This window comes from Mycobacterium sp. MAC_080597_8934 (assembly GCF_000523975.1).
Taxonomy (GTDB): Bacteria; Actinomycetota; Actinomycetes; order Mycobacteriales; family Mycobacteriaceae; genus Mycobacterium; species Mycobacterium avium.
On record NZ_JAOS01000018.1, the window covers coordinates 14,004 to 34,097 of the forward strand.

A 20,094-nucleotide genomic window follows, 5' to 3' on the forward strand; every position below is an offset into this window, starting at 1 on the left:
CTCCTGACCCCATGCCAGGTGTGGCCAAGACGGCCAGCAAAATTCGGACAAAGGACGCTCGTGCGCACGAATACCCTCACCCATCCCCATCATTCGCCCGGTCGCGCCGTGGGCCACGCGCCCGGCCCCAAGCCCCACCGCGCGGTGCGCCGGCAGATCGTGCCGCCGGCACTGCACATCCCCGAATCCGCGGCGGCCTCCGTCTTCCGGGCCGTCCGGCTGCGCGGGCCCGTCGGCCGTGACGTCATCGCCAACGTCACCTCGCTGAGCATCGCCACGGTCAACCGTCAGGTCATCGCGCTGCTGGAGGCCGGCCTGCTGCGCGAGCGCGCCGACCTGGCGGTCTCCGGCGCCATCGGGCGCCCGCGGGTGCCGGTGGAGGTCAACCACGAGCCGTTCGTGACGCTGGGCATCCACATCGGCGCGCGGACCACCAGCATCGTGGCCACCGACCTGTTCGGCCGCACCCTGGACACGGTCGAGACGCCCACGCCGCGCAACCCGGCCGGGCCCGCGCTGGCGTCCCTGGCCGACAGCGCCCGCCGCTACCTGCGACGCTGGCACCGCCGGCGGCCGCTGTGGATCGGCGTCGCGATCGGCGGCACCGTCGACAGCGCCACCGGCCAGGTGGACCACCCGCGGCTGGGCTGGCGGCAGGCGCCGGTCGGCCAGGTGCTGGCCGACGCGCTGGGCCTGCCCGTGTCGGTGGCCTCCCACGTGGACGCCATGGCCGGGGCCGAGCTGCTGCTGGGCATGCGCCGGTTCCTGCCCAGCTCGCCGACCAGCCTGTACGTGTACGCCCGCGAGACCGTCGGCTATGCGCTGGTGATCGGCGGGCGGGTGCACGTGCCGACCAGCGGCCCGGGCACCATCGCGACCCTGCCGGCGCACTCCGAGCTGCTCGGCGGCACCGGGCAGCTGGAATCGACCGTCAGCGACGAGGCCGTGGTGGCCGTCGCCCGCCAGCTGCGCATCCTGCCGTTCGCCCCGGCGAACCGGGCCAGCGGATCCGCCGCCGGGATCGCCGACCTGCTGCGGGTGGCCCGGGCCGGCAATAAGCAGGCCAGGGAGCTGCTCGCGGAGCGGGGCCGCGTGCTGGGCGAGGCGGTGGCGCTGCTGCGCGACATGCTCAACCCCGACGAGCTGGTGGTCGGCGGGCAGGCCTTCACCGAGTACCCCGAGGCGATGGAGCAGGTGGAGGCGGCGTTCGCGGCGCGCTCGGTGCTGGGGCCGCGCGACATCCGGCTCACCGCCTTCGGCAACCGGGTGCAGGAGGCCGGCGCCGGAACGGTGTCGCTGAGCGGGCTGTACGCCGATCCGCTCAGCGCGATGCGGCGGGCCGGGGCGCTGGACGCCCGGCTGCGCGAGGTCGCGCGGGACGAGTCGTCGGCCTGACCCGACGCCGCCGTGTGCTGCGCACTTGGGCCCGGCGGCGAACCATCCTGTAAAGATGACAGAGTGCGGCACGATGACGTCTTCCGGCTGAATGAGCCGCGCCGGGTGGCCGTGCTGGCGGTCCACACCTCCCCACTGGCCCAGCCCGGCACCGGCGACGCGGGCGGCATGAACGTCTACGTGCTGCAGACCGCCCTGCACCTGGCACGCCGCGGCATCGAGGTGGAGATCTTCACCCGGGCGACCGCCTCGGCCGACCCGCCGGTGCAGCGGGTGGCGCCCGGCGTGCTGGTGCGCAACGTGGTGGCCGGGCCGTTCGAGGGCCTGGACAAATACGACCTGCCCACCCAGCTGTGCGCGTTCGCGGCCGGGGTGCTGCGCGCCGAAGCGTCGCACGAGCCGGGTTACTACGACATCGTGCACTCGCACTACTGGCTGTCCGGGCAGGTCGGCTGGCTGGCGCGCGACCGCTGGGCGGTGCCGCTGGTGCACACCGCGCACACCCTGGCCGCGGTGAAGAATGCCGCGCTGGCGCAAGGGGATTCGCCCGAGCCGCCGCTGCGCACGGTGGGCGAGCAGCAGGTGGTCGACGAGGCCGACCGGCTCATCGTCAACACCGACGACGAAGCGCGGCAACTGATTTCGATCCACCACGCCGACCCGGCCAGGATCGACGTCGTGCATCCCGGGGTCGACCTCGACGTGTTCCGGCCCGGCGACCGCCGCGCCGCCCGGGCCGCGCTGGGGCTGCCGCTCGACGAGGACATCGTGGCGTTCGTCGGCCGCATCCAGCCGCTGAAGGCCCCCGACATCGTGTTGCGTGCCGCCGCGAAACTGCCCGGGGTGCGCATCGTGGTGGCCGGCGGGCCGTCGGGCACCGGCCTGGCCTCGCCGGACGGATTGGCCCGGCTGGCCGACGAACTCGGCATCTCCGCGCGGGTCACGTTCCTGCCCCCGCAGTCCCGCCCGAACCTGGCCACCCTGTTCCAGGCGGCCAATCTTGTTGCAGTGCCGAGCTATTCGGAGTCCTTCGGCCTGGTGGCGCTGGAGGCGCAGGCATGCGGCACCCCGGTGGCCGCGGCCGCGGTCGGCGGGCTGCCGGTGGCCGTGCGCGACGGCGTCACAGGCACCCTGGTGGCCGGGCACGACGTCGACCACTGGGCCGACGCGCTGGCCGGGCTGCTGCGCGCGCCCGCCCCGGCGGCCGCGGCGATGAGCCGCGCGGCCGCCGCGCACGCCGCCACCTTCTCCTGGGACCACACCACCGACGCGCTGCTGGCCAGCTACCGGCGCGCGATCCGCGAGTACACGACCGAGCGCCGGGGGGTGGGCGCATGAGCGCCACCGTCGAGCGGGTGATCGAGGACACGCTGCAGGCCAGCGGCCTGACCTACTCGAAACACGCTGGGGCGCATGGCGGTCCGTCGGGCCTGGTGGTGGAACTGCCCGGCGAGCGCAAGCTCAAGACCAACACCATCCTGAGCGTCGGCGAGCACTCGGTGCGCGTCGAGGCGTTCGTGTGCCGCAAACCGGACGAGAACCACGAGGGCGTGTACCGGTTCCTGCTCAAACGCAACCGCCGCCTCTACGGCGTGGCCTACACCCTGGACAACGTCGGCGACATCTACCTGGTGGGCCGCATGTCGCTGGCGTCGGTCAGCGGCGACGAGATCGACCGGGTGCTCGGGCAGGTGCTCGAAGCGGTGGACTCGGACTTCAACACGTTGCTGGAGTTGGGTTTTCGCTCGTCGATCCAGAAAGAGTGGGAGTGGCGGGTGTCGCGCGGCGAGTCGCTGAAGAACCTGCAGGCCTTTGCTCATCTGATCGACGACGAGGGTTAGCCCGGGGCCACGCCCGGCAGCGCTTTTCGGGTGCGTGAGAGACTAACCGGCATGGGTGAGACTGCCACGCTGGTACTGCTGCGCCACGGCGAAAGCGAATGGAACTCGCTGAACCTGTTCACCGGTTGGGTGGACGTCGGGCTGACCGACAAGGGCCGCGCCGAAGCGGTGCGCAGCGGCGAGCTGCTGGCCGAGCAGGGCCTGCTGCCCGACGTGCTCTACACGTCGCTGCTGCGCCGCGCGATCACCACCGCGCATCTGGCCCTGGACGCCGCGGACCGGCTGTGGATCCCGGTGCGGCGCAGCTGGCGGCTCAACGAACGCCACTACGGGGCGCTGCAGGGCCTGGACAAGGCCGAGACGAAGGCGCGCTACGGCGAGGAGCAGTTCATGGCCTGGCGACGCAGCTATGACACGCCGCCGCCGCCGATCGAGCGGGGCAGCACCTACAGCCAGGACGCCGATCCGCGCTACGCCGACATCGGCGGCGGGCCGCTGACCGAGTGCCTGGCCGACGTGGTCGTCCGGTTCCTGCCGTACTTCACCGATGTCATCGTCCCGGACCTGCGCAGCGGCAAGACGGTGCTGATCGTCGCGCACGGCAACTCGCTGCGCGCCCTGGTCAAGCACCTCGATCAGATGTCCGACGACGACGTCGTGGGGCTGAACATCCCGACCGGCATCCCGCTGCGCTACGACTTGGACGCCCGGCTGCGGCCGCTGGTTCCCGGCGGCACCTACCTCGACCCCGAGGCGGCCGCCGCCGGCGCCGCCGCGGTTGCCAGCCAGGGGCGCGGCTGAGGCGTCGAACCCCGCCGGGAGGCTGCCCAGGGGTGCGCCGAAAGCCCCATTTGCCAAACAGCACGTGAACGGAAGCAGAACACCTGTTACGCAAGGTGTGACTTGTCCGATTTTGGCCTCGTTCCGCTAGGGCAGCGTTCAGGAAGATTTGTAGGATTTGCTATGTGACTGTGTTCTCGGCACTGTTGCTGGCCGGGGTCTTGTCCGTGCTGGCACTGGCCGCAGGTGTGGCGGTCGGGACCCGGTTGTCCCCGCGGGCGGCGCAGCGCCGCCAGCGGATCAGCACCGAATGGACCGGGATCACCGTCGCGCAAATGCTGGAACGCATCGTGGCGCTGATGCCGCTGGGCGCGGCGGTGGTGGACGCCCACCGCGACGTCGTCTACCTCAACGACCGGGCCAAGGAGCTGGGCCTGGTGCGCGACCGCCAGCTCGATGACCAGGCATGGGAGGCCGCGCAGCAGGCGCTGACCGGTGTCGACGTGGAATTCGACCTGCGGCCGGCGAAACGGTCCGGGGGCCGGGCCGGACTGTCGGTGCACGGGCAGGCGCGGTTGCTCAGCGAGCAAGACCGCCGGTTCGCCGTGGTGTTCGCCCACGACCAGTCCGACTATGCCCGGATGGAGGCGACCCGGCGCGACTTCGTGGCCAACGTCAGCCACGAGCTCAAGACGCCGGTGGGGGCCATGGCGCTGCTCGCCGAGGCGCTGCTGGCGTCGGCCGACGACTCCGAGACCGTGCGCCGGTTCGCCGAGAAGGTGCTGGTCGAGGCCAACCGGCTGGGCGACATGGTTGCCGAGCTGATCGAGCTATCCCGGCTGCAGGGCGCCGAGCGGTTGACCAACGTCACCGAGGTCAACGTGGACAGTGTTGTGAACGAAGCGATTTCGCGCCACAAGGTGGCGGCCGACAACGCCAACATCGAGGTCCGGACCGACGCCCCCAGCGGTTTGCGGGTGCTGGGCGACGAGACGCTGTTGGTCACCGCGTTGGCGAACCTGGTGTCCAATGCCATCGCCTATTCGCCGCCGGGCTCGCCGGTGTCGATCAGCCGTCGCCGCCGCGGCGACAACATCGAGATCGCCGTCACCGACCGCGGCATCGGCATCGCGCTGGAGGATCAGGAGCGGGTTTTCGAGCGGTTCTTCCGGGGGGACAAGGCGCGCTCACGCGCCACCGGCGGCAGCGGCCTGGGCCTGGCCATCGTCAAGCACGTCGCGGCCAATCACAACGGCACCATCGGGGTGTGGAGCAAGCCGGGCACCGGATCGACATTCACCCTGTCCATTCCGGCGGCCGTGGCGCCGGATCGGGGCGACGGCGAATCCGAGCAGCCGCAGGGTCGTGACGTGCGGCCCAACCGTTCCCAACGAGAGGAAGAACTAAGCCGATGACCCGCGCGTATGACGATGCAGAGCGTAGCGATGAGGAGGAATCGCGCCGATGACCCGCGCGTATGACGATGCAGAGCGCAGCGATGAGGAGGAATCGCGCCGATGACTCGCGCGTATGACGATGCAGAGCGCAGCGATGAGGAGGAATCGCGCCGATGACCAGTGTGCTGATTGTCGAGGACGAGGAGTCGCTGGCCGACCCGCTGGCCTTCCTGCTCCGTAAGGAGGGCTTCGAGGCCACCGTGGTGACCGACGGGTCCGCCGCGCTCGCCGAGTTCGATCGGGCCGGCGCCGACATCGTGCTGCTCGACCTGATGCTCCCCGGGATGTCGGGCACCGACGTCTGCAAGCAGCTGCGCGCGCGTTCCAGCGTGCCGGTGATCATGGTGACCGCCCGGGACAGCGAGATCGACAAGGTCGTCGGCCTCGAGCTCGGCGCCGATGACTACGTGACCAAGCCGTATTCGGCGCGGGAGCTGATCGCGCGGATCCGGGCGGTGCTGCGCCGCGGCGGTGACGACGACTCCGAGATCAGCGACGGCGTGCTCGAATCCGGCCCGGTGCGGATGGACGTCGAACGCCACGTGGTTTCGGTCAACGGTGACACGATCACGTTGCCGCTCAAGGAATTCGACCTGCTCGAGTACCTGATGCGCAACAGCGGCCGGGTGCTGACCCGCGGCCAGCTGATCGACCGGGTGTGGGGCGCCGACTACGTCGGCGACACCAAGACGCTCGACGTGCACGTCAAGCGGCTGCGCTCCAAGATCGAAGCCGACCCGGCCAACCCGGTGCACCTGGTGACGGTGCGCGGGCTGGGCTACAAGCTGGAAGGCTAACTAGCCCGACGGGCGTGCCGGGGGCGGACCGTCGGTGTCGAAGACGGTCCGCTCATCGTCGTTGGCGCTCAACGTGATACGCCGACGCATGTCCGCCGTCATCGGCGGAAGCTCGTCGAGGTCGAACCACGCGGCGGCGGTGCTCTCGTCGTCGGCGGGGAAGGGCTCCCCGGACAGCCACGCCATCCGGAACACGTGATCCAGGTACTGGGCGTGGTCGCCGTTGGCGTGGATGGCCGGCCGGGTCACGTGCACCCACGCCAGCCGGGTGGCCCGCGCGCTGACCCCCGTTTCCTCGCGCACTTCGCGGGCGGCGCAGTCGGCCGGATTCTCGCCCGGCTCCACGATGCCCGTCACGGCCGTCCAGGTGCCATTGTCGGATCGCTTGACCAGCAACACCTTTCGGCCGCGGATGGTGACTGCCGTGATGCCGGGCAACCACAGCAGCGCATGACCGATCCGCCGGCGAAGCTCGACGATGAAATCCGGGACCGGCGTCACGCCGGGATCCGCTCGTTGACGGCGGGTGCCTCGGCGCCGCGCAGCCCCACTTCGGCGTGCCCGAGCACCGACCACCGCCGGTCGTCGATCTCGACGCGGATGTCGGCCCGTTCGGTGTTGGTGCACACCGCGGTGCCGCCGTCGGGATCGGTGTAGCCCAGGCTCACGCAGCGCTCCGGCGGCAGGTCGGCCCGGATGCACACCCGGCGCCCGCCGATCCGGCCCGCCAGCTGCCAGTGCGGCAGCTGCAATCGCGTACGCATCCGCAGCGACGGCAAAACGCTTGCGGGCCAATCGTTTCCGTCGAGCCGTAAGCGCACGAAAGCCAGCGGCGCGAGGCGGCGCAGCCCGGGCCTGTGCGACACCGCGGAAACCACCTCGAGAACGTCGCCGCCGCCGAGGTCGGCATGCATCCACCCCCAGCGGCGGGCGTTGCCGTGCCCGTAGATGTGGGCGACACCGCCACGCCACCCCTCGACGCGCGCGGGGGCACCGTCGAGGTGCAACCGGCCGGTGAACTCGGCGGTGGGGGCGAGCACCACCTGCGCGCCGGGCAGCAGCTCACGCTCCCACGCGAGTCGCGGGAACGTCCACAGCGGGCGCGTGGGGTCCGTCCAGGACAGCTCCCAGGCCAGCGCTCCGGCCCGCCCGCTCAGCCGCTCGTCGGCCACCCGAACGCCCGCGCAGGCGAACCAGTCCGGGCCGGTGGCGGGGTGCGCGGGCACCGGCCCGAACCGGCCGGTGCGCGGCGGCCCGTCGGGCGGAAACCAGGTGGCCCAGCCGTGCCCGTAGGCGGCGCCGCGCAGCGGGGCCACGGTCTCGCAATGGACCCACAATCCCGCGCCGGTGCGCGGATCGGACAGGGTGGCGTACCAGACCTCGAGGCGCCCCGGCCGGCCGCGCCAGCGCGGGGCGGCGGCCGATCGCTTCTCGTCGTCCACCGCAGGCCCGACGTCGTGGCTACTCGGCGATCCGGGTCGCCGGGTGCACCGCGATGAGCCCTAACTTGCTGCGGCGCTTGCACATTGCGGCCAGCTCCGCGTACGCCTTGGCGCCCAGCAGCTCGGTGAGCTCGTCGGCCAGGCTTTCCCACACCTGGGTGGCGCCGACGTGAGCGGCCGGGTCGCCGGTGCAGTACCAATGCAGGTCCGCGCCGCCGGAACCCCAACCGCGGCGGTCGTATTCGGTGACCCAGGTCTTGAGGATCTCCGTGCCGTCGGGCCGGGTCACCCACTCCTGGCTGCGCCGGATCGGCAACTGCCAGCAGACGTCGGGCTTCATGGTCAGCGGCGGCACGCCCAGCTTGAGCGCCTTGCTGTGCAGCGCGCACCCGACACCTCCGGCGAAACCCGGCCGGTTCAGGAAGATGCAGGCGTCCTTGTGCTTGCGGGTGCGGTACTGTGGCTGGCCGTCGTGCTCGTCGAGCTCCAGATAACCCTTGCGGCCCAAGCCTTTTTCCCGGAATTGCCAGTCGTCGTCGGTCAGCTGTTTGACCGCGTCGTCCAGCCGGGCGCGGTCGTCGTCGTCGGACAGGAACGCCCCGTGTGAGCAGCACCCGTCGTCGGGGCGGCCCGCCACGGTGCCCTGGCAGGCCAGCGTGCCGAACACGCACGTCCACCGCGACAGCAACCAGGTCAGGTCGGCGGCGATCAGGTGCTCGGGGTTGTCGGGGTCGTAGAACTCCACCCATTCGCGGGCGAAATCCAGCTCGACCTCTTGTCCGGGTTGTCCCGGTTGCGGGTGCGAATTCGCCACGTCCTCCACGTTAGACGAAGATGCGGTCTCGCCGAGCCGCTGACACTCGGGCCCGGTATGGCTCTGATCACGGCGATTGACCGGGTCGCGCGACGCGGGGCGATCGGGGCACCGTTAGGTTGTTGGCGTGCGATTGGGCGTGCTCGACGTGGGTAGCAACACGGTGCATCTGCTGGTGGTCGATGCCCACCGGGGTGGCCATCCGACCCCGATGAGTTCGACGAAAGCCACCCTGCGGCTGGCCGAGGCCACCGACAGCGCCGGCAAGATCACCAAGCGCGGCGCCGAGAAGCTGATCTCGACCATCGACGAATTCGCCAAGATCGCCGACAGTTCGGGCTGCGAGGAGCTGATGGCGTTCGCCACCTCGGCGGTGCGGGAGGCGGGCAACTCCGAGGAAGTGTTGAACCGGGTCCGCAAGGAGACCGGCGTCGAGCTGCGGGTGCTGACCGGGGTCGACGAGTCCCGGCTGACGTTTCTGGCGGTGCGCCGCTGGTACGGGTGGAGTGCGGGCCGGATCATCAACCTCGACATCGGCGGCGGCTCGCTGGAGATGTCCAGCGGCCTGGACGAGGAGCCCGAGGTGGCGTTGTCGCTGCCGCTGGGCGCGGGCCGGCTGACCCGCGAATGGCTGCCCGACGATCCGCCCGGCCGGCGCCGGGTGGCGATGCTGCGGGACTGGCTGGACGCCGAGCTCGCCGAGGCCAGCGAAAACATCCTGGAGGCCGGAACCCCGGACCTCACGGTGGCGACGTCGAAGACGTTTCGCTCGCTGGCGCGGCTCACCGGGGCGGCGCCCTCGGGCGCCGGACCGCGGGTCAAAAGGACGCTGACAGCAAACGGCCTCAGGCAACTCATATCTTTCATCTCTAGGATGACGACCGCTGACCGGGCCGAACTGGAAGGAGTGAGCGCCGAGCGGGCACCGCAGATCGTGGCGGGCGCTTTGGTGGCGGAGGCGAGCATGCGAGCGCTGTCGATCGAATCGGTGGATATCTGCCCGTGGGCGTTACGGGAAGGTCTCATCTTGCGCAAACTCGACAGCGAAGCCGACGGAACGGCCCTCATGGAGCCGTCCGTGCGTAATGCTGGAGGTCAGGTAGTTGATCGGAATCAGAACCGATCGAGAGGCGACAAACCATGACCGGACCGCATTCCGAGACCGAGAGCCCGGGCACTCGGCCGATCTCGGTTGCCGAATTGCTGGCCAGAAACGGAACCATCGGCGCCCCGGCGGTCACCCGGCGGCGTCGCCGGCGGCGCGGCGACAGCGACGCGGTGACCGTGGCCGAGCTCACCGGCGAGATCCCGGTCATCCGTGACGACGAGCCCGACGACCACCCCGGCGCCACCGACACCGTCGACACGGCCGCACCCGCCCAACCCGTGGCCGAACCCGCCGAGCCGGTAGCCGAAGACGAGCCCAAGACCCCCTACTGGTCCGAGCCCGAGCCGCGCTGGCCCACGTCGCCGCCGCAGCCCAAGCGCGCCCCCGGCCCCGAGCGCAGCGCCTACCCGCGGCCGCTGCCCGAGCCGGGCCCCTCCGCCAACGGCACCGGCCGGCGATCCTCGGGCGCCGAGGACATGAGCCCCGACCCGATGGACCACTACGCCGACATTCCGGTGGACGTGATGGACTCCGAGGTGCGCGAGGCCGAACCGGCGTTGGAGGACTCCGCGTACGTGCGCTCGTATCTGCAATCGGATTCGGCGCTCGACGACGACCTCGACGAGGATCTCGACGACGACCACGCGGATGCCGCGACGCTGACCGACGAGGACCTCGACGCGGCGCACCTCGAGGACGAGGACGCCGAGGCGGCACACCCGGCGCCCGGCAGGCTCGAGGCGATCTGGCGCGGCAGTGTGGTTGTGCTGCAATCGATTCTGGCCGTCGCGTTCGGCGCCGGGCTGTTCGTGGCCTTCGACCAGCTGTGGCGCTGGAACAGCATCGTGGCCCTGGTGCTCTCGGTGCTGGTCATCCTCGGCCTGGTGGTCGGGGTGCGGGTGGTGCGCAAGACCGAGGACATCGCCAGCACGTTGATCGCGGTCGCGGTGGGTGCGTTGATCACCCTGGGGCCATTGGCGCTGTCGTTGCAGTCGGGCTAGCGGCACCGACAGACAGTGCGCCCTGCCATCAAAGTCGGCCTGTCCACGGCTTCGGTGTATCCGTTGCGGGCCGAGGCCGCGTTCGAATACGCGGCCCGGCTCGGTTACGACGGGGTGGAGCTGATGGTGTGGGCCGAGTCGGTCAGCCAGGACGTCGCGGCCGTCAAGAAGCTGTCCCGGCGCTATCGGGTGCCGGTGCTGTCCGTGCATGCGCCGTGCCTGCTGATCTCGCAGCGGGTGTGGGGCGCCAACCCGATCCCCAAGCTGGACCGCAGCGTGCGCGCCGCCGAACAACTGGGCGCGCAGACCGTCGTCGTGCATCCGCCGTTCCGCTGGCAGCGGCGGTACGCCGAGGGGTTCACCGAGCAGGTCGCGACGCTGGAGGCGGCCAGCGACGTGATGATCGCGGTGGAGAACATGTTCCCGTTCCGGGCGGACCGGTTTTTCGGGGCCGGCCAGTCGCTGGAACGCATGCGCCGCCGCGGCGGCGGCCCCGGCCCGGCGATCTCGGCGTTCGCGCCGTCCTACGACCCGCTGGACGGCCACCACGCCCACTACACGCTGGACCTGTCCCACACCGCGACGGCCGGCACCGATTCGCTGGACATGGCGCGGCGGATGGGCAACGGGCTGGTGCACCTGCACCTGTGCGACGGCAACGGCCTGCCCGCCGACGAACATCTGGTGCCCGGCCGCGGCACCCAGCCCACCGCGGAGGTGTGCCAGATGTTGGCCGCCGGCCATTTCGCCGGTCACGTCATCCTCGAGGTGTCGACGTCCAGCGCGCGCAGCGCCACCGAGCGGGAGGCCATGCTCGCCGAATCGCTACAGTTCGCCCGCACCCATCTGCTGCGCTGATTACCCAGGAGATCCCCCGAGTTCATGAACGCGCTATTCACCACCGCAATGACGTTGCGGGAGGCCGGATCCGGCGTCTACGACGGCGAGCTCGACAAGCGCTGGACCATCGGTCCCAAGGTGCACGGCGGCGCGATGCTGGCGCTGTGCGCGAACGCCGCCCGCACCGCCTGCGCCGGCGAGCCGGAATCGGGGCAGCAGCCCGTGGCGGTGTCGGCCAGCTTCCTGTGGGCGCCCGATCCGGGGCCGATGCGGTTGGTGACGTCGATCCGCAAGCGCGGCCGGCGGATCAGCGTGGTCGACGTCGAGCTCACCCAGGGTGAGCGGACCGCCGTGCACGCCGTCGTCAATCTCGGTGAGCCGGAGCACTTTCCGGCCGACGGGTCGGCGGCAAGCGCCAAGCCGCTGCTGTCGGCCAACCCGGTAACGGCTCTGATGCCGCCCGAACCGCCCGACGACATCGAACCGATCGGGCCCGGGCATCCGCTGGCCGGCCTGGTGCACCTGGGCGAGGGGTGCGACGTGCGGCCGGTGTTGTCGACGATGCAGCCCCGCGCCGACGGGCGACCGCCGGTGATCCAGATGTGGGCACGTCCCCGCGGGGTGGCGCCGGACGCGCTGTTCGCGCTGATGTGCGGCGACCTGTCGGCGCCGGTCACCTTCGCCGTGGACCGCACTGGCTGGGCGCCGACGATCCAGCTCACCGCGTTTCTGCGGGGCCTGCCGGCCGACGGCTGGCTGCGCATCATCGCGACCTGCACCGAGATCGGGCACGACTGGTTCGACGAGGACCACACCGTCGTCGACAGCCTGGGCCGCCTGGTGGTGCAGGCCCGCCAGCTGGCCCTGGTCCCTGCCGCTCCTTAGCCGGCGGTGTCTGCGATGCTGTCCGGCATGGCAAGAATCGCGATCATCGGTGGCGGCAGCATCGGGGAGGCCCTGCTGTCGGGTCTGCTGCGGGCGGGCCGGCAGGTCAAGGACCTGATGGTGGTCGAGCGGGTTCCCGAGCGCGCCAAATATCTGGCCGACACCTACTCGGTGCTGGTCACCTCGGTGGCCGACGCGGTGGAAAACGCGTCGTTCGTCGTGGTCGCGGTGAAACCGGCCGACGTCGAGTCGGTGATGTCCGAGATCGCCCGCGCCGCCGGCCAGGCCGAGAGCGACACCGCCGAGCAGGTGTTCGTCACGGTCGTCGCCGGGGTCACCATCGGCTACTTCGAATCCCGGCTGCCGGCCGGGACACCGGTGGTGCGGGCCATGCCGAACGCGGCCGCGCTGGTCGGCGCCGGGATCACCGCGCTGGCCAAGGGCCGCTTCGTCACCGCCCCGCAACTCGAGGGCGTCTCGGCGCTGTTCGACTCGGTCGGGGGCGTGCTGAGCGTGCCGGAGAGCCAGATGGACGCCGTCACCGCCCTGTCCGGCTCCGGGCCGGCGTATTTCTTCCTGCTGGTGGAGGCCCTGGTGGACGCCGGGGTGGCCGCGGGCCTGAGCCGCGAGGTGGCCGCCGACCTGACCGCCCAGACCATGGCCGGCTCGGCGGCGATGCTGCTGGAGCGGATGGACGCCGATCGGCGACTGGGCGAGGCGGAGACGCCCGGGCTGCGGGTGGACGCCACCGCCACCCAGCTGCGGGCCACGGTGACCTCCCCGGGCGGCACCACCGCGGCCGGCCTGCGCGAGCTGGAGCGGGGGGGCCTGCGGGCGGCCGTCGACGCCGCCGTCCAGGCCGCCAAAATGCGCTCTGAGCAGCTAAGAATTACATCGGAGTAATCCAAGAATTTTGAACTGATTGTCCCCCACCAGTACCAGTAACCCCATTAGTCCCGCTATTCTCCTTGTGTAAGCGCGTGTCGGTGCCAGCGGAGGGGAAGCCGCTGGCATGCGCGTGCCTGACACGATTGGGTTGCGATGACGTCTACGAACGGGCCATCAGCGCGAGATTCTGCAGGTAAGGCACGGGACGCCGGTTCCGGCGACGGCCAGCAGGGCAGGACGCAATTTCTCACCGTCGCCGAGGTGGCCGCGTTGATGCGGGTCTCCAAGATGACGGTCTACCGGTTGGTGCACAACGGCGAACTGCCCGCGGTGCGGGTGGGGCGGTCGTTCCGGGTGCACGCCAAGGCCGTCCACGACATGCTGGAGACGTCCTACTTCGACGCCGGCTGAGCCCGGCGACGGCGCGGCGGCACCGGACCTGCGTGGGCGCGGTCACCCGACTCCGGTTTGGTGTTCGATGCATCCGGCCGGGTAAAGTGTCCGGGTCTAATCTTTGAAGCAGGCCACGGTCAGATAGCGGAGTTATGGGTTCAGTAATTAAGAAGCGGCGCAAGCGTATGTCGAAGAAGAAGCACCGCAAGCTGCTGCGTCGCACCCGGGTGCAGCGCAGAAAACTCGGCAAGTAACTCCGTCGGCGGCCCGGTGCCGCCGCCCCGCCCGGCCGTTAGGCTGTTCGGGTGGATCCGTCGAATGGGCACAATTCCGGACCGGACGACACCGCCGGCAACACGGTGCATTACCCCAAAATCGTGTTGGTCACCGGCGCCTGCCGGTTTCTCGGCGGCTACCTGACTGCTCGCCTGGCGCAGAACCCGATGATCAAAGGGGTCATCGCGGTGGACGCGATCGCCCCGAGCAAGGACATGCTGCGCCGAATGGGTCGCGCCGAATTCGTCCGCGCTGACATCCGTAATCCTTTCATAGCCAAGGTGATTCGTAACGGCGACGTCGACACCGTGGTGCACGCGGCGGCCGCGTCGTACGCGCCCCGGTCCGGCGGCACCGCGGCGCTCAAAGAGATCAACGTGATGGGCGCGATGCAGCTGTTCGCCGCCTGCCAGAAGGCGCCGTCGGTGCGCCGGGTGGTGCTCAAGTCGACGTCGGAGGTGTACGGCTCCAGTGCGCACGACCCGGTGATGTTCACCGAGGACAGCACCAGCCGCCGGCCGTTCCGGGCCGGCTTCGCCAAGGACAGCCTGGACATCGAGGCCTATGCGCGCGGTCTGGGGCGGCGCCGGCCCGACATCGCGGTCACGATCCTGCGGCTGGCCAACATGATCGGCCCGGCGATGGACACCACCCTGTCGCGCTATCTGGCCGGCCCGTTGGTGCCGACCATTCTCGGTCGGGACGCGCGGCTGCAGCTGCTGCACGAGCAGGACGCGCTGGGCGCGCTGGAGCGCGCGGCGATGGCCGGCAAGGCGGGCACCTTCAACATCGGCGCCGACGGCATCATCATGCTTTCGCAGGCGATCCGGCGGGCCGGCCGGATTCCTTTGCCGGTACCGGGTTTCGGCGTCTGGGCGCTGGACTCGTTGCGGCGCGCCAACCGCTACAACGAGATCAGTCGCGATCAGTTCGATTATTTGAGCTACGGGCGCGTGATGGACACCAGCCGGATGCGTTCAGAGCTTGGCTACCAGCCGAAATGGACGACCGCGGAGGCCTTCGACGACTACGTTCGCGGCCGCGGCCTGACTCCCATAATCGATCCAGATCGGGTACGCTCCCTGGAGAGTCGCGCCATAGCCCTGGCCCAGCGCTGGGGTAGCCGAAATCCAATTCCGTGGGGTGGGGTCAGGTAGGTATCGTGGCGGGTGAAATCAGAGCGAATGTCATTCCACTGCACACGAATCGGGGTCGGGTAGCGGCGCGTCGGAGAGCCGATCAACGGGCCGAGTCAGCTCGCCAGCATCCTTCGTTGCTGTCCGATCCCAGCGGCCGCGCATCCGCCGAGCAGATCGCCGCGGTGGTCCGCGAGATCGATGATCACCGCCGCGCGGCCGGCGCGTCGTCGCCGGAGGCGCCGCTCAACGAGCTGGCGCAGCGGGTCGCCGCGGTCGCCGGGTTCCTGCGTCAGCGCCTCACCGGTGACTACAGCGTCGACGAGTTCGGCTTTGACCCGCATTTCAACAGCGCGATCGTGCGGCCCCTGCTGCGGGTCTTCTTCCGGTCCTGGTTCCGGGTCGAGGTGAGCGGCATCGAGAACCTGCCCGCCGAGGGCGCCGCGCTGGTGGTGGCCAACCATGCCGGGGTGTTGCCGTTCGACGGGCTGATGCTGTCGGTGGCCGTGCACGACGAGCACCCCGCGCACCGGGACCTGCGGCTGCTGGCCGCCGACATGGTGTTCGACCTGCCGGTGGTGGGCGAGGCGGCCCGTAAGGCCGGGCACACCATGGCCTGCACCACCGACGCGCACCGGCTGCTGGCCGCCGGCGAGCTGACCGCCGTGTTCCCGGAAGGCTACAAGGGGCTGGGCAAGCGGTTCGAGGACCGCTACCGGTTGCAGCGGTTCGGCCGCGGCGGGTTCGTCACCGCCGCGTTGCGGACCAAGGCGCCTATCATCCCGTGCTCGATCATCGGGTCCGAGGAGATCTACCCGATGCTGACCGACGTCAAGCTGCTGGCGCGGCTGTTCGGGCTGCCCTACTTCCCGGTCACGCCGCTCTTCCCGTTGGCCGGGCCGATGGGGTTGGTGCCGCTGCCGTCGAAGTGGCACATCGCGTTCGGTGAGCCGATCTACACCGGCGACTACGCGGCCTCCGACGCCGACGACCCGATGGTCACCTTCGAGCTGACCGACCAGGTGCGCGAGACCATCCAGCAGACGCTGTACCGGCTGCTGGCCGGCCGCCGCAACATCTTCTTCGGCTGAGTTCTTCGGCTTGCCCGCCGAACGTCGAGTTGTTGGGCGATTAACCCGTTTTTCGGCCCAACAACTCGACGTTGGCCGGCCTACTTGACCATGGTGAACTGGCAGACGTTGGTGTAGCCGTCGCGGAACAGCTCGGCGCAGCCCCGCAAGTACTTGAGGTAGATGTCGTAGGTCTCCTGACCCTTGAGGGCGATCGCCTCTTCCTTGTGCGCCTCGAGCGCGTCGCCCCAGGCGGTCAGCGTCGGGACGTAGTTCTTTCCGATGAAGTGGTGCCGCTCGATCTTGAAACCCGCGTCGGTCGCGTACTTGTCCACCAGGTTAACCTGCGGCAGCTTCCCGCCCGGGTAGATCTCCTTGAGGATGAAGCTGATGAACCGCAGCAGGGTCATGTTCACCTTCAAGCCCATCGCGTTGCCCTCTTCGCGGGTCGGCACCACGATCGAGTGCAGCAGCATGCGGCCGTCGTCGGGCAGCAGGTCGTAGTACTTCTTGAAGAAGGTGGCGTAGCGCTCGTACCCGGCGTCACCGGCGCCGTCGGCGAAGTGCTCGAACGCGCCCAGCGACACGATGCGGTCGATCGGCTCGTCGGGGAATTCCTCCCACCCCTGGATGCGCACCTCTTTGCGGCGGGGGCTGTCCATCTTGTCGAATTCCGCCACGCAATGGGCGTACTGATTCTCGCTGAGCGTCAGGCCGATGACGTCGACGTCGTACTCCTCCACGGCGTGGCGCATGGTGGAACCCCAGCCGCAGCCGATGTCGAGCAGCGTCATTCCCGGCTCGAGGTTCAGCTTGTCCAGCGCGAGCTTGCGCTTGGCGTACTGGGCCTCTTCCAGCGTCTTGGCGCCCTCTTCCCAGTAGCCGCAGCTGTAGGTCATCGACGGGTCAAGCCAGAGCTTGAAGAACTCGTTCGACTTGTCGTAGTGGGATCGGACCGCCTCGACGGGCGGTTTGAGCTGTGTTTCCCCCTGTGACGTCATCTATATCGCCCCTAACTTTCCTGACTTTCCTGCTGATATGGATGCAACTGCCGCGGCGGTCGCTGCCGCGTCGGCCTCTTGGTGTGCGGCCTCCCCCAGCATCGTGACGACGCTGGTGACAATCGGCTTTCCATCGGCATCGGTCACTTCGCTGCGGATCTCCGCGAGCACGGTGCCGTGGGACTCGATCACCGAGTCTAGATAGGTGTCGAAATACAGCCTGTCGTGGGCCAGGATCGGGCGATGGAACTTGAACTTCTGGTCGCGGTGAATGACCCTGGCGATGTTGATGGGGATGCTGAACTTGGTGAAGATCTCCAGCTGCACGCGGCGACCTGCGATCGCGAGGAACGTGAGGGGCGCCACCATGTCGGGGTACCCAGCTGCGGCGGATTCACTCTCGTCGAAGTGCGCGGGGTGGTCGTCTTTGACCGCGAGCGCGAACTCGCGGATCTTCTCGCGACCGACCTCGAAGTAGTCGGGTGCGCGGTAATGGCTGCCGATAAGTCCTTCGGCTTCTTTGGGGACTGTCATGCCGCTGTGCTCTCCGCTCAAAAATGTCTGCGCGGCGCAGCTTATCAGCGCGATTGCCGTCTGGAGGCCAGAGCGGCCAGCGCACCACCGGCGGCGCCCAGCGCCAGCGCCGACGGCACCCCGATCCGGGCCGCCTTGCGGGCGGTGCGGAAATCGCGAATCTCCCATCCGCGTTCGCGGGCCAGGGCGCGCAGCCGGGCGTCGGGGTTGATGGCCACCGCGGTGCCCACCAGCGACAGCATCGGCACATCGTTGTAGCTGTCGGAGTAGGCGGTGCAGCGTTTCAGGTTGAGCCCCTCGCGAATCGCCAGCGAGCGCACCGCGTGTGCCTTGCCGGTGCCGTGCAGGATGTCGCCGACCAGCCGCCCCGTGAACACGCCGTCGACCGATTCGGCCACCGTGCCCAGCGCGCCGGTCAGGCCGAGCCGTCGCGCGATGGTGGCCGCGAGTTCGTAGGGCGTGGCGGTGATCAGCCACACCTGCTGTCCGGCGTCGAGGTGCATCTGGGTGAGCTCGCGGGTGCCCGGCCAGATCTTGTCGGCGATGATCTCGTCGTAGATCTCCTCGCCGAGGGCCACCAGCTGCTCGACCGACCGACCCTCGATGAAGGCGAGCGCCTTGCGCCGGCCCGCTGCGACGTCGTTGCTGTTCTCCTTGCCGAGCACCTGGAATTTGGCTTGCGCGTAGATGAATCCGAGGACGTCGCGATAGGTGAAGTAGTTGCGGGTGGCCAGCCCGCGGCCGAAGTGCACCGCCGAGGAGCCCTGCACCAGCGTGTTGTCGACGTCGAAGAAGGCGGCGGCGGTCAGGTCGATCGGGGGTTGCGGGCGGTCGTCCTGGGTGGCAGCCGCTTCCTGCATGCCCTCGATCGCGCGGGCGGCGCTGGCGTCAGCGGCCAGCGACTCCAAGTCAACGTGACCGGTGGGGTCTGCGTTGACCGGGTCAGAGGAAGTCATCGCCGAACCTCCTAGATCGCTGTGCTGCCTGGCGACCCAGCGGGTGCCCGATATCCAACCCTATCGGGCAGACGGCGTGGGGGCGTTGACGGTTCGGCGGCCGGGCGGGCTGGCTGGGGCTGGGCGCGGGCTGGGGCTGGGCGCTCGCCGCCGGTCGCCCCGCGGCGGGCTGCCCGTCGCCCGTCGCCCGTCGCCACGCTCGGCGCTTGGCTCACACCGCGATAGGCCTCGGCTTCTGAGGAGGGCCGGCGCCTTCAGGTAGCGGTGATGATGTTGAAGCTAAACCAATCGGGCGGAATTTCCTGGCGCACCGCACCGTCGAGCTCTTCGAAACTGAGCAGCAGTAGATGTGATGCTGCGACGGCGTCGTGCTCGGGCATCCAACCTCTGTCAATTGGTTCACCGTCGACGGTAATGCTGACCCGCCCGGGATAATTCACCGGATCAGGCTTCGTAAGAGTTATTCTCGGATGTAGGCCCTCTTGATACCAGCGATAGCTTGGTGAATCGCTATATCTCGCCGGCCGCGCTTCTTGGCTGATTAGAAATAGCATGTACTTCTCGGCATCGTCGAATCGCCTGAACATCCATAAGTTCTTTCGCGAACCGCGAGATTTCTTGTCGATGTAGTATCCGTCCTTGCCAAGAACCAGAAAGTAGGTAACTTCGTAATCGTCAAGGAAGCGAAGGGTTTCTTTGTCGGTCATCGTCGGTGGCCGCGTCGCCCAGTCTGGAGTCTGACTCGAGTTGTCTACCTTGGCCCCGCTTTGCGGCAAAGGCTTGCGCATTTTGCGCAGGTAGATTGCTTGCCATGAGTACCACGACTTCACGATCCGGTGTAATTCTGGAGGAAACTCTTTCAGATTAATAGGGAGATCAATCATCCTTCTTCCTGTATTCATTAAAGGAGTGCCAGTAGCAGGAGTCGAGGTCGGGTGGCCACACCACGGCGCGGCGATGGTATTCGCCGCCGCGGCCGGCGCGTCGCGCGTGTAAGTCAGGTTCACACTCGGCGCCCACCGTGAATCCAGCTTCACACTCGCCGCTGGTGGGGTGGCGTTGGATTGCCCAGTTCGTATGGGACGATCCAGCCCGATTGCACCCGACGGATACAAGGAAGGTTGGCAAGCTGTCGTTTGCGGTTGTGTGGCGCCTGGCACGTGAGATTCTGGTGCCGAAAATGGTCTCTATCTAACGGTGAATACCTAGAAGCAGCATTCTGGCAATAAGTAAAAGTACAAGGCTTCCGTGACGGGTGGAGAGCTAAGCTTTCTTCTCGGGATCGTACTCGGTGCCGGAAATGTCATCCCAAAATTTGGGCGAAATCTTTGTTTTGCGGTTTTCGGGAGCCACTGCATCGACTTTAGCCTGAAATTCGTCGAAGTCCTTCCTTGCACGTTCTAATTCTTCTGCCGTTGGTTCGGTAACGCCGACTTCTTCCGGAGTCGAGAAAATCTTACCTGCGATCCTTTTGCTCATG

The 20,094-nt window shown here is 68.8% G+C and carries 23 protein-coding genes; 15 read left to right on the plus strand and 8 right to left on the minus strand.

Annotation, left to right across the window (positions count from 1 at the left end; translation table 11 throughout):
* The first annotated feature begins 108 nt into the window (after window positions 1–108).
* From NF20_RS08855 to regX, 6 genes are all read left to right on the plus strand, one after another.
* Window positions 109–1,395, plus strand: coding sequence for an ROK family protein (locus tag NF20_RS08855; RefSeq protein ID WP_224119910.1), 1,287 nt, complete (start codon window positions 109–111; stop codon window positions 1,393–1,395).
* A gap of 63 nt (window positions 1,396–1,458) precedes the next feature.
* The gene (mshA, locus tag NF20_RS08860) at window positions 1,459–2,733 is read left to right on the plus strand and encodes a D-inositol-3-phosphate glycosyltransferase (protein WP_009979311.1); all 1,275 of its coding nucleotides are present in this window, start codon (window positions 1,459–1,461) and stop codon (window positions 2,731–2,733) included.
* A complete protein-coding gene (locus NF20_RS08865) occupies window positions 2,730–3,236 on the plus strand; it encodes a YbjN domain-containing protein (RefSeq protein ID WP_023900626.1) in 507 nt (168 codons plus the stop codon). The genes mshA and NF20_RS08865 overlap by 4 nt, the downstream gene beginning before the upstream one ends.
* 51 nt (window positions 3,237–3,287) lie before the next feature.
* Window positions 3,288–4,037, plus strand: coding sequence for a phosphoglyceromutase (locus NF20_RS08870; protein WP_003873722.1), 750 nt, complete (start codon window positions 3,288–3,290; stop codon window positions 4,035–4,037).
* Between the two features lie 164 nt (window positions 4,038–4,201).
* Window positions 4,202–5,431, plus strand: a complete 1,230-nt coding sequence (locus tag NF20_RS08875) for a sensor histidine kinase (protein WP_023900628.1) — start codon at window positions 4,202–4,204, stop codon at window positions 5,429–5,431.
* A 155-nt stretch (window positions 5,432–5,586) separates the two neighbouring features.
* Complete coding sequence (gene regX, locus NF20_RS08880) at window positions 5,587–6,270, plus strand: two-component sensory transduction protein RegX (protein ID WP_003873718.1); 684 nt, start codon at window positions 5,587–5,589, stop codon at window positions 6,268–6,270.
* Here the strand turns inward: regX and NF20_RS08885 are convergent, their stop codons facing one another.
* The 3 genes from NF20_RS08885 to NF20_RS08895 are packed head-to-tail and all read right to left on the minus strand — an operon-like array spanning window position 6,271 to window position 8,535.
* A complete protein-coding gene (locus NF20_RS08885) occupies window positions 6,271–6,771 on the minus strand; it encodes an NUDIX hydrolase (protein ID WP_033712386.1) in 501 nt (166 codons plus the stop codon). It lies immediately after the preceding gene.
* Window positions 6,768–7,712 carry a hypothetical protein gene (locus NF20_RS08890; RefSeq protein ID WP_033712387.1) on the minus strand — a complete coding sequence of 315 codons (945 nt, stop codon included), beginning with the start codon at window positions 7,710–7,712 and terminating at the stop codon, window positions 6,768–6,770. Before NF20_RS08890 ends, NF20_RS08885 begins: the two co-directional genes overlap by 4 nt.
* 19 nt (window positions 7,713–7,731) lie before the next feature.
* A complete protein-coding gene (locus NF20_RS08895) occupies window positions 7,732–8,535 on the minus strand; it encodes a hypothetical protein (protein ID WP_033712388.1) in 804 nt (267 codons plus the stop codon).
* Window positions 8,536–8,653: 118 nt separating this feature from the next.
* Between NF20_RS08895 and NF20_RS08900 the strand changes: the two genes are divergently transcribed.
* The 9 genes from NF20_RS08900 to NF20_RS08935 all read left to right on the plus strand — a co-directional run bounded on the left by NF20_RS08900 (window position 8,654) and on the right by NF20_RS08935 (window position 16,144).
* Window positions 8,654–9,670 carry a Ppx/GppA phosphatase family protein gene (locus NF20_RS08900; protein WP_003873714.1) on the plus strand — a complete coding sequence of 339 codons (1,017 nt, stop codon included), beginning with the start codon at window positions 8,654–8,656 and terminating at the stop codon, window positions 9,668–9,670.
* Window positions 9,667–10,635 (plus strand): hypothetical protein, encoded by a 969-nt coding sequence (locus NF20_RS08905; RefSeq protein ID WP_033712389.1) that lies wholly within the window; start codon window positions 9,667–9,669, stop codon window positions 10,633–10,635. Before NF20_RS08900 ends, NF20_RS08905 begins: the two co-directional genes overlap by 4 nt.
* 15 nt (window positions 10,636–10,650) lie before the next feature.
* Window positions 10,651–11,493 (plus strand): sugar phosphate isomerase/epimerase family protein, encoded by an 843-nt coding sequence (locus NF20_RS08910; protein ID WP_033712390.1) that lies wholly within the window; start codon window positions 10,651–10,653, stop codon window positions 11,491–11,493.
* A 24-nt stretch (window positions 11,494–11,517) separates the two neighbouring features.
* Window positions 11,518–12,360, plus strand: coding sequence for a thioesterase family protein (locus tag NF20_RS08915; protein WP_033712392.1), 843 nt, complete (start codon window positions 11,518–11,520; stop codon window positions 12,358–12,360).
* A gap of 27 nt (window positions 12,361–12,387) precedes the next feature.
* Window positions 12,388–13,263 (plus strand): pyrroline-5-carboxylate reductase, encoded by an 876-nt coding sequence (gene proC / locus NF20_RS08920; protein ID WP_179944058.1) that lies wholly within the window; start codon window positions 12,388–12,390, stop codon window positions 13,261–13,263.
* 138 nt (window positions 13,264–13,401) lie between these two features.
* Window positions 13,402–13,659, plus strand: a complete 258-nt coding sequence (locus NF20_RS08925) for a cell division/environmental response transcriptional regulator (protein ID WP_010950195.1) — start codon at window positions 13,402–13,404, stop codon at window positions 13,657–13,659.
* Between the two features lie 134 nt (window positions 13,660–13,793).
* On the plus strand, window positions 13,794–13,895 hold the full coding sequence (locus tag NF20_RS26190) for a 30S ribosomal protein bS22 (RefSeq protein ID WP_003402602.1): 102 nt from the start codon (window positions 13,794–13,796) through the stop codon (window positions 13,893–13,895).
* A gap of 51 nt (window positions 13,896–13,946) precedes the next feature.
* Entirely contained in the window at window positions 13,947–15,074 is a 1,128-nt protein-coding gene (locus NF20_RS08930) for an SDR family oxidoreductase (RefSeq protein WP_003873708.1), read from the plus strand.
* Entirely contained in the window at window positions 15,056–16,144 is a 1,089-nt protein-coding gene (locus NF20_RS08935; protein ID WP_179944059.1) for a lysophospholipid acyltransferase family protein, read from the plus strand. The genes NF20_RS08930 and NF20_RS08935 overlap by 19 nt, the downstream gene beginning before the upstream one ends.
* An 80-nt stretch (window positions 16,145–16,224) precedes the next feature.
* Here NF20_RS08935 and NF20_RS08940 read toward each other — a convergent pair whose 3' ends face one another.
* The 5 genes from NF20_RS08940 to NF20_RS27640 all read right to left on the minus strand — a co-directional run.
* On the minus strand, window positions 16,225–17,124 hold the full coding sequence (locus NF20_RS08940) for a cyclopropane mycolic acid synthase family methyltransferase (protein WP_003873706.1): 900 nt from the start codon (window positions 17,122–17,124) through the stop codon (window positions 16,225–16,227).
* Entirely contained in the window at window positions 17,125–17,658 is a 534-nt protein-coding gene (locus NF20_RS08945) for an FAS1-like dehydratase domain-containing protein (protein WP_033712395.1), read from the minus strand.
* 44 nt (window positions 17,659–17,702) lie between these two features.
* Window positions 17,703–18,614 (minus strand): HAD family hydrolase, encoded by a 912-nt coding sequence (locus NF20_RS08950; RefSeq protein WP_019734351.1) that lies wholly within the window; start codon window positions 18,612–18,614, stop codon window positions 17,703–17,705.
* A 254-nt stretch (window positions 18,615–18,868) separates the two neighbouring features.
* Entirely contained in the window at window positions 18,869–19,621 is a 753-nt protein-coding gene (locus NF20_RS27185; RefSeq protein WP_155947436.1) for a hypothetical protein, read from the minus strand.
* A gap of 256 nt (window positions 19,622–19,877) precedes the next feature.
* The coding region (locus NF20_RS27640; RefSeq protein ID WP_081759510.1) for a hypothetical protein at window positions 19,878–20,094 on the minus strand (217 nt) is incomplete at its 5' end.

Coding starts and splice junctions, on each gene's coding strand:
- NF20_RS08905 (WP_033712389.1), top strand. CDS start 9,667: ATGACCGGACCGCATTCCGAGACCGAGAGCCCGGGCACTCGGCCGATC.
- NF20_RS08870 (WP_003873722.1), top strand. CDS start 3,288: ATGGGTGAGACTGCCACGCTGGTACTGCTGCGCCACGGCGAAAGCGAA.
- NF20_RS08925 (WP_010950195.1), top strand. CDS start 13,402: ATGACGTCTACGAACGGGCCATCAGCGCGAGATTCTGCAGGTAAGGCA.
- NF20_RS08865 (WP_023900626.1), top strand. CDS start 2,730: ATGAGCGCCACCGTCGAGCGGGTGATCGAGGACACGCTGCAGGCCAGC.
- NF20_RS08940 (WP_003873706.1), bottom strand. CDS start 17,124: ATGACGTCACAGGGGGAAACACAGCTCAAACCGCCCGTCGAGGCGGTC.
- regX (WP_003873718.1), top strand. CDS start 5,587: ATGACCAGTGTGCTGATTGTCGAGGACGAGGAGTCGCTGGCCGACCCG.
- NF20_RS08950 (WP_019734351.1), bottom strand. CDS start 18,614: ATGACTTCCTCTGACCCGGTCAACGCAGACCCCACCGGTCACGTTGAC.
- NF20_RS08915 (WP_033712392.1), top strand. CDS start 11,518: ATGAACGCGCTATTCACCACCGCAATGACGTTGCGGGAGGCCGGATCC.
- NF20_RS08945 (WP_033712395.1), bottom strand. CDS start 17,658: ATGACAGTCCCCAAAGAAGCCGAAGGACTTATCGGCAGCCATTACCGC.
- proC (WP_179944058.1), top strand. CDS start 12,388: ATGGCAAGAATCGCGATCATCGGTGGCGGCAGCATCGGGGAGGCCCTG.
- NF20_RS26190 (WP_003402602.1), top strand. CDS start 13,794: ATGGGTTCAGTAATTAAGAAGCGGCGCAAGCGTATGTCGAAGAAGAAG.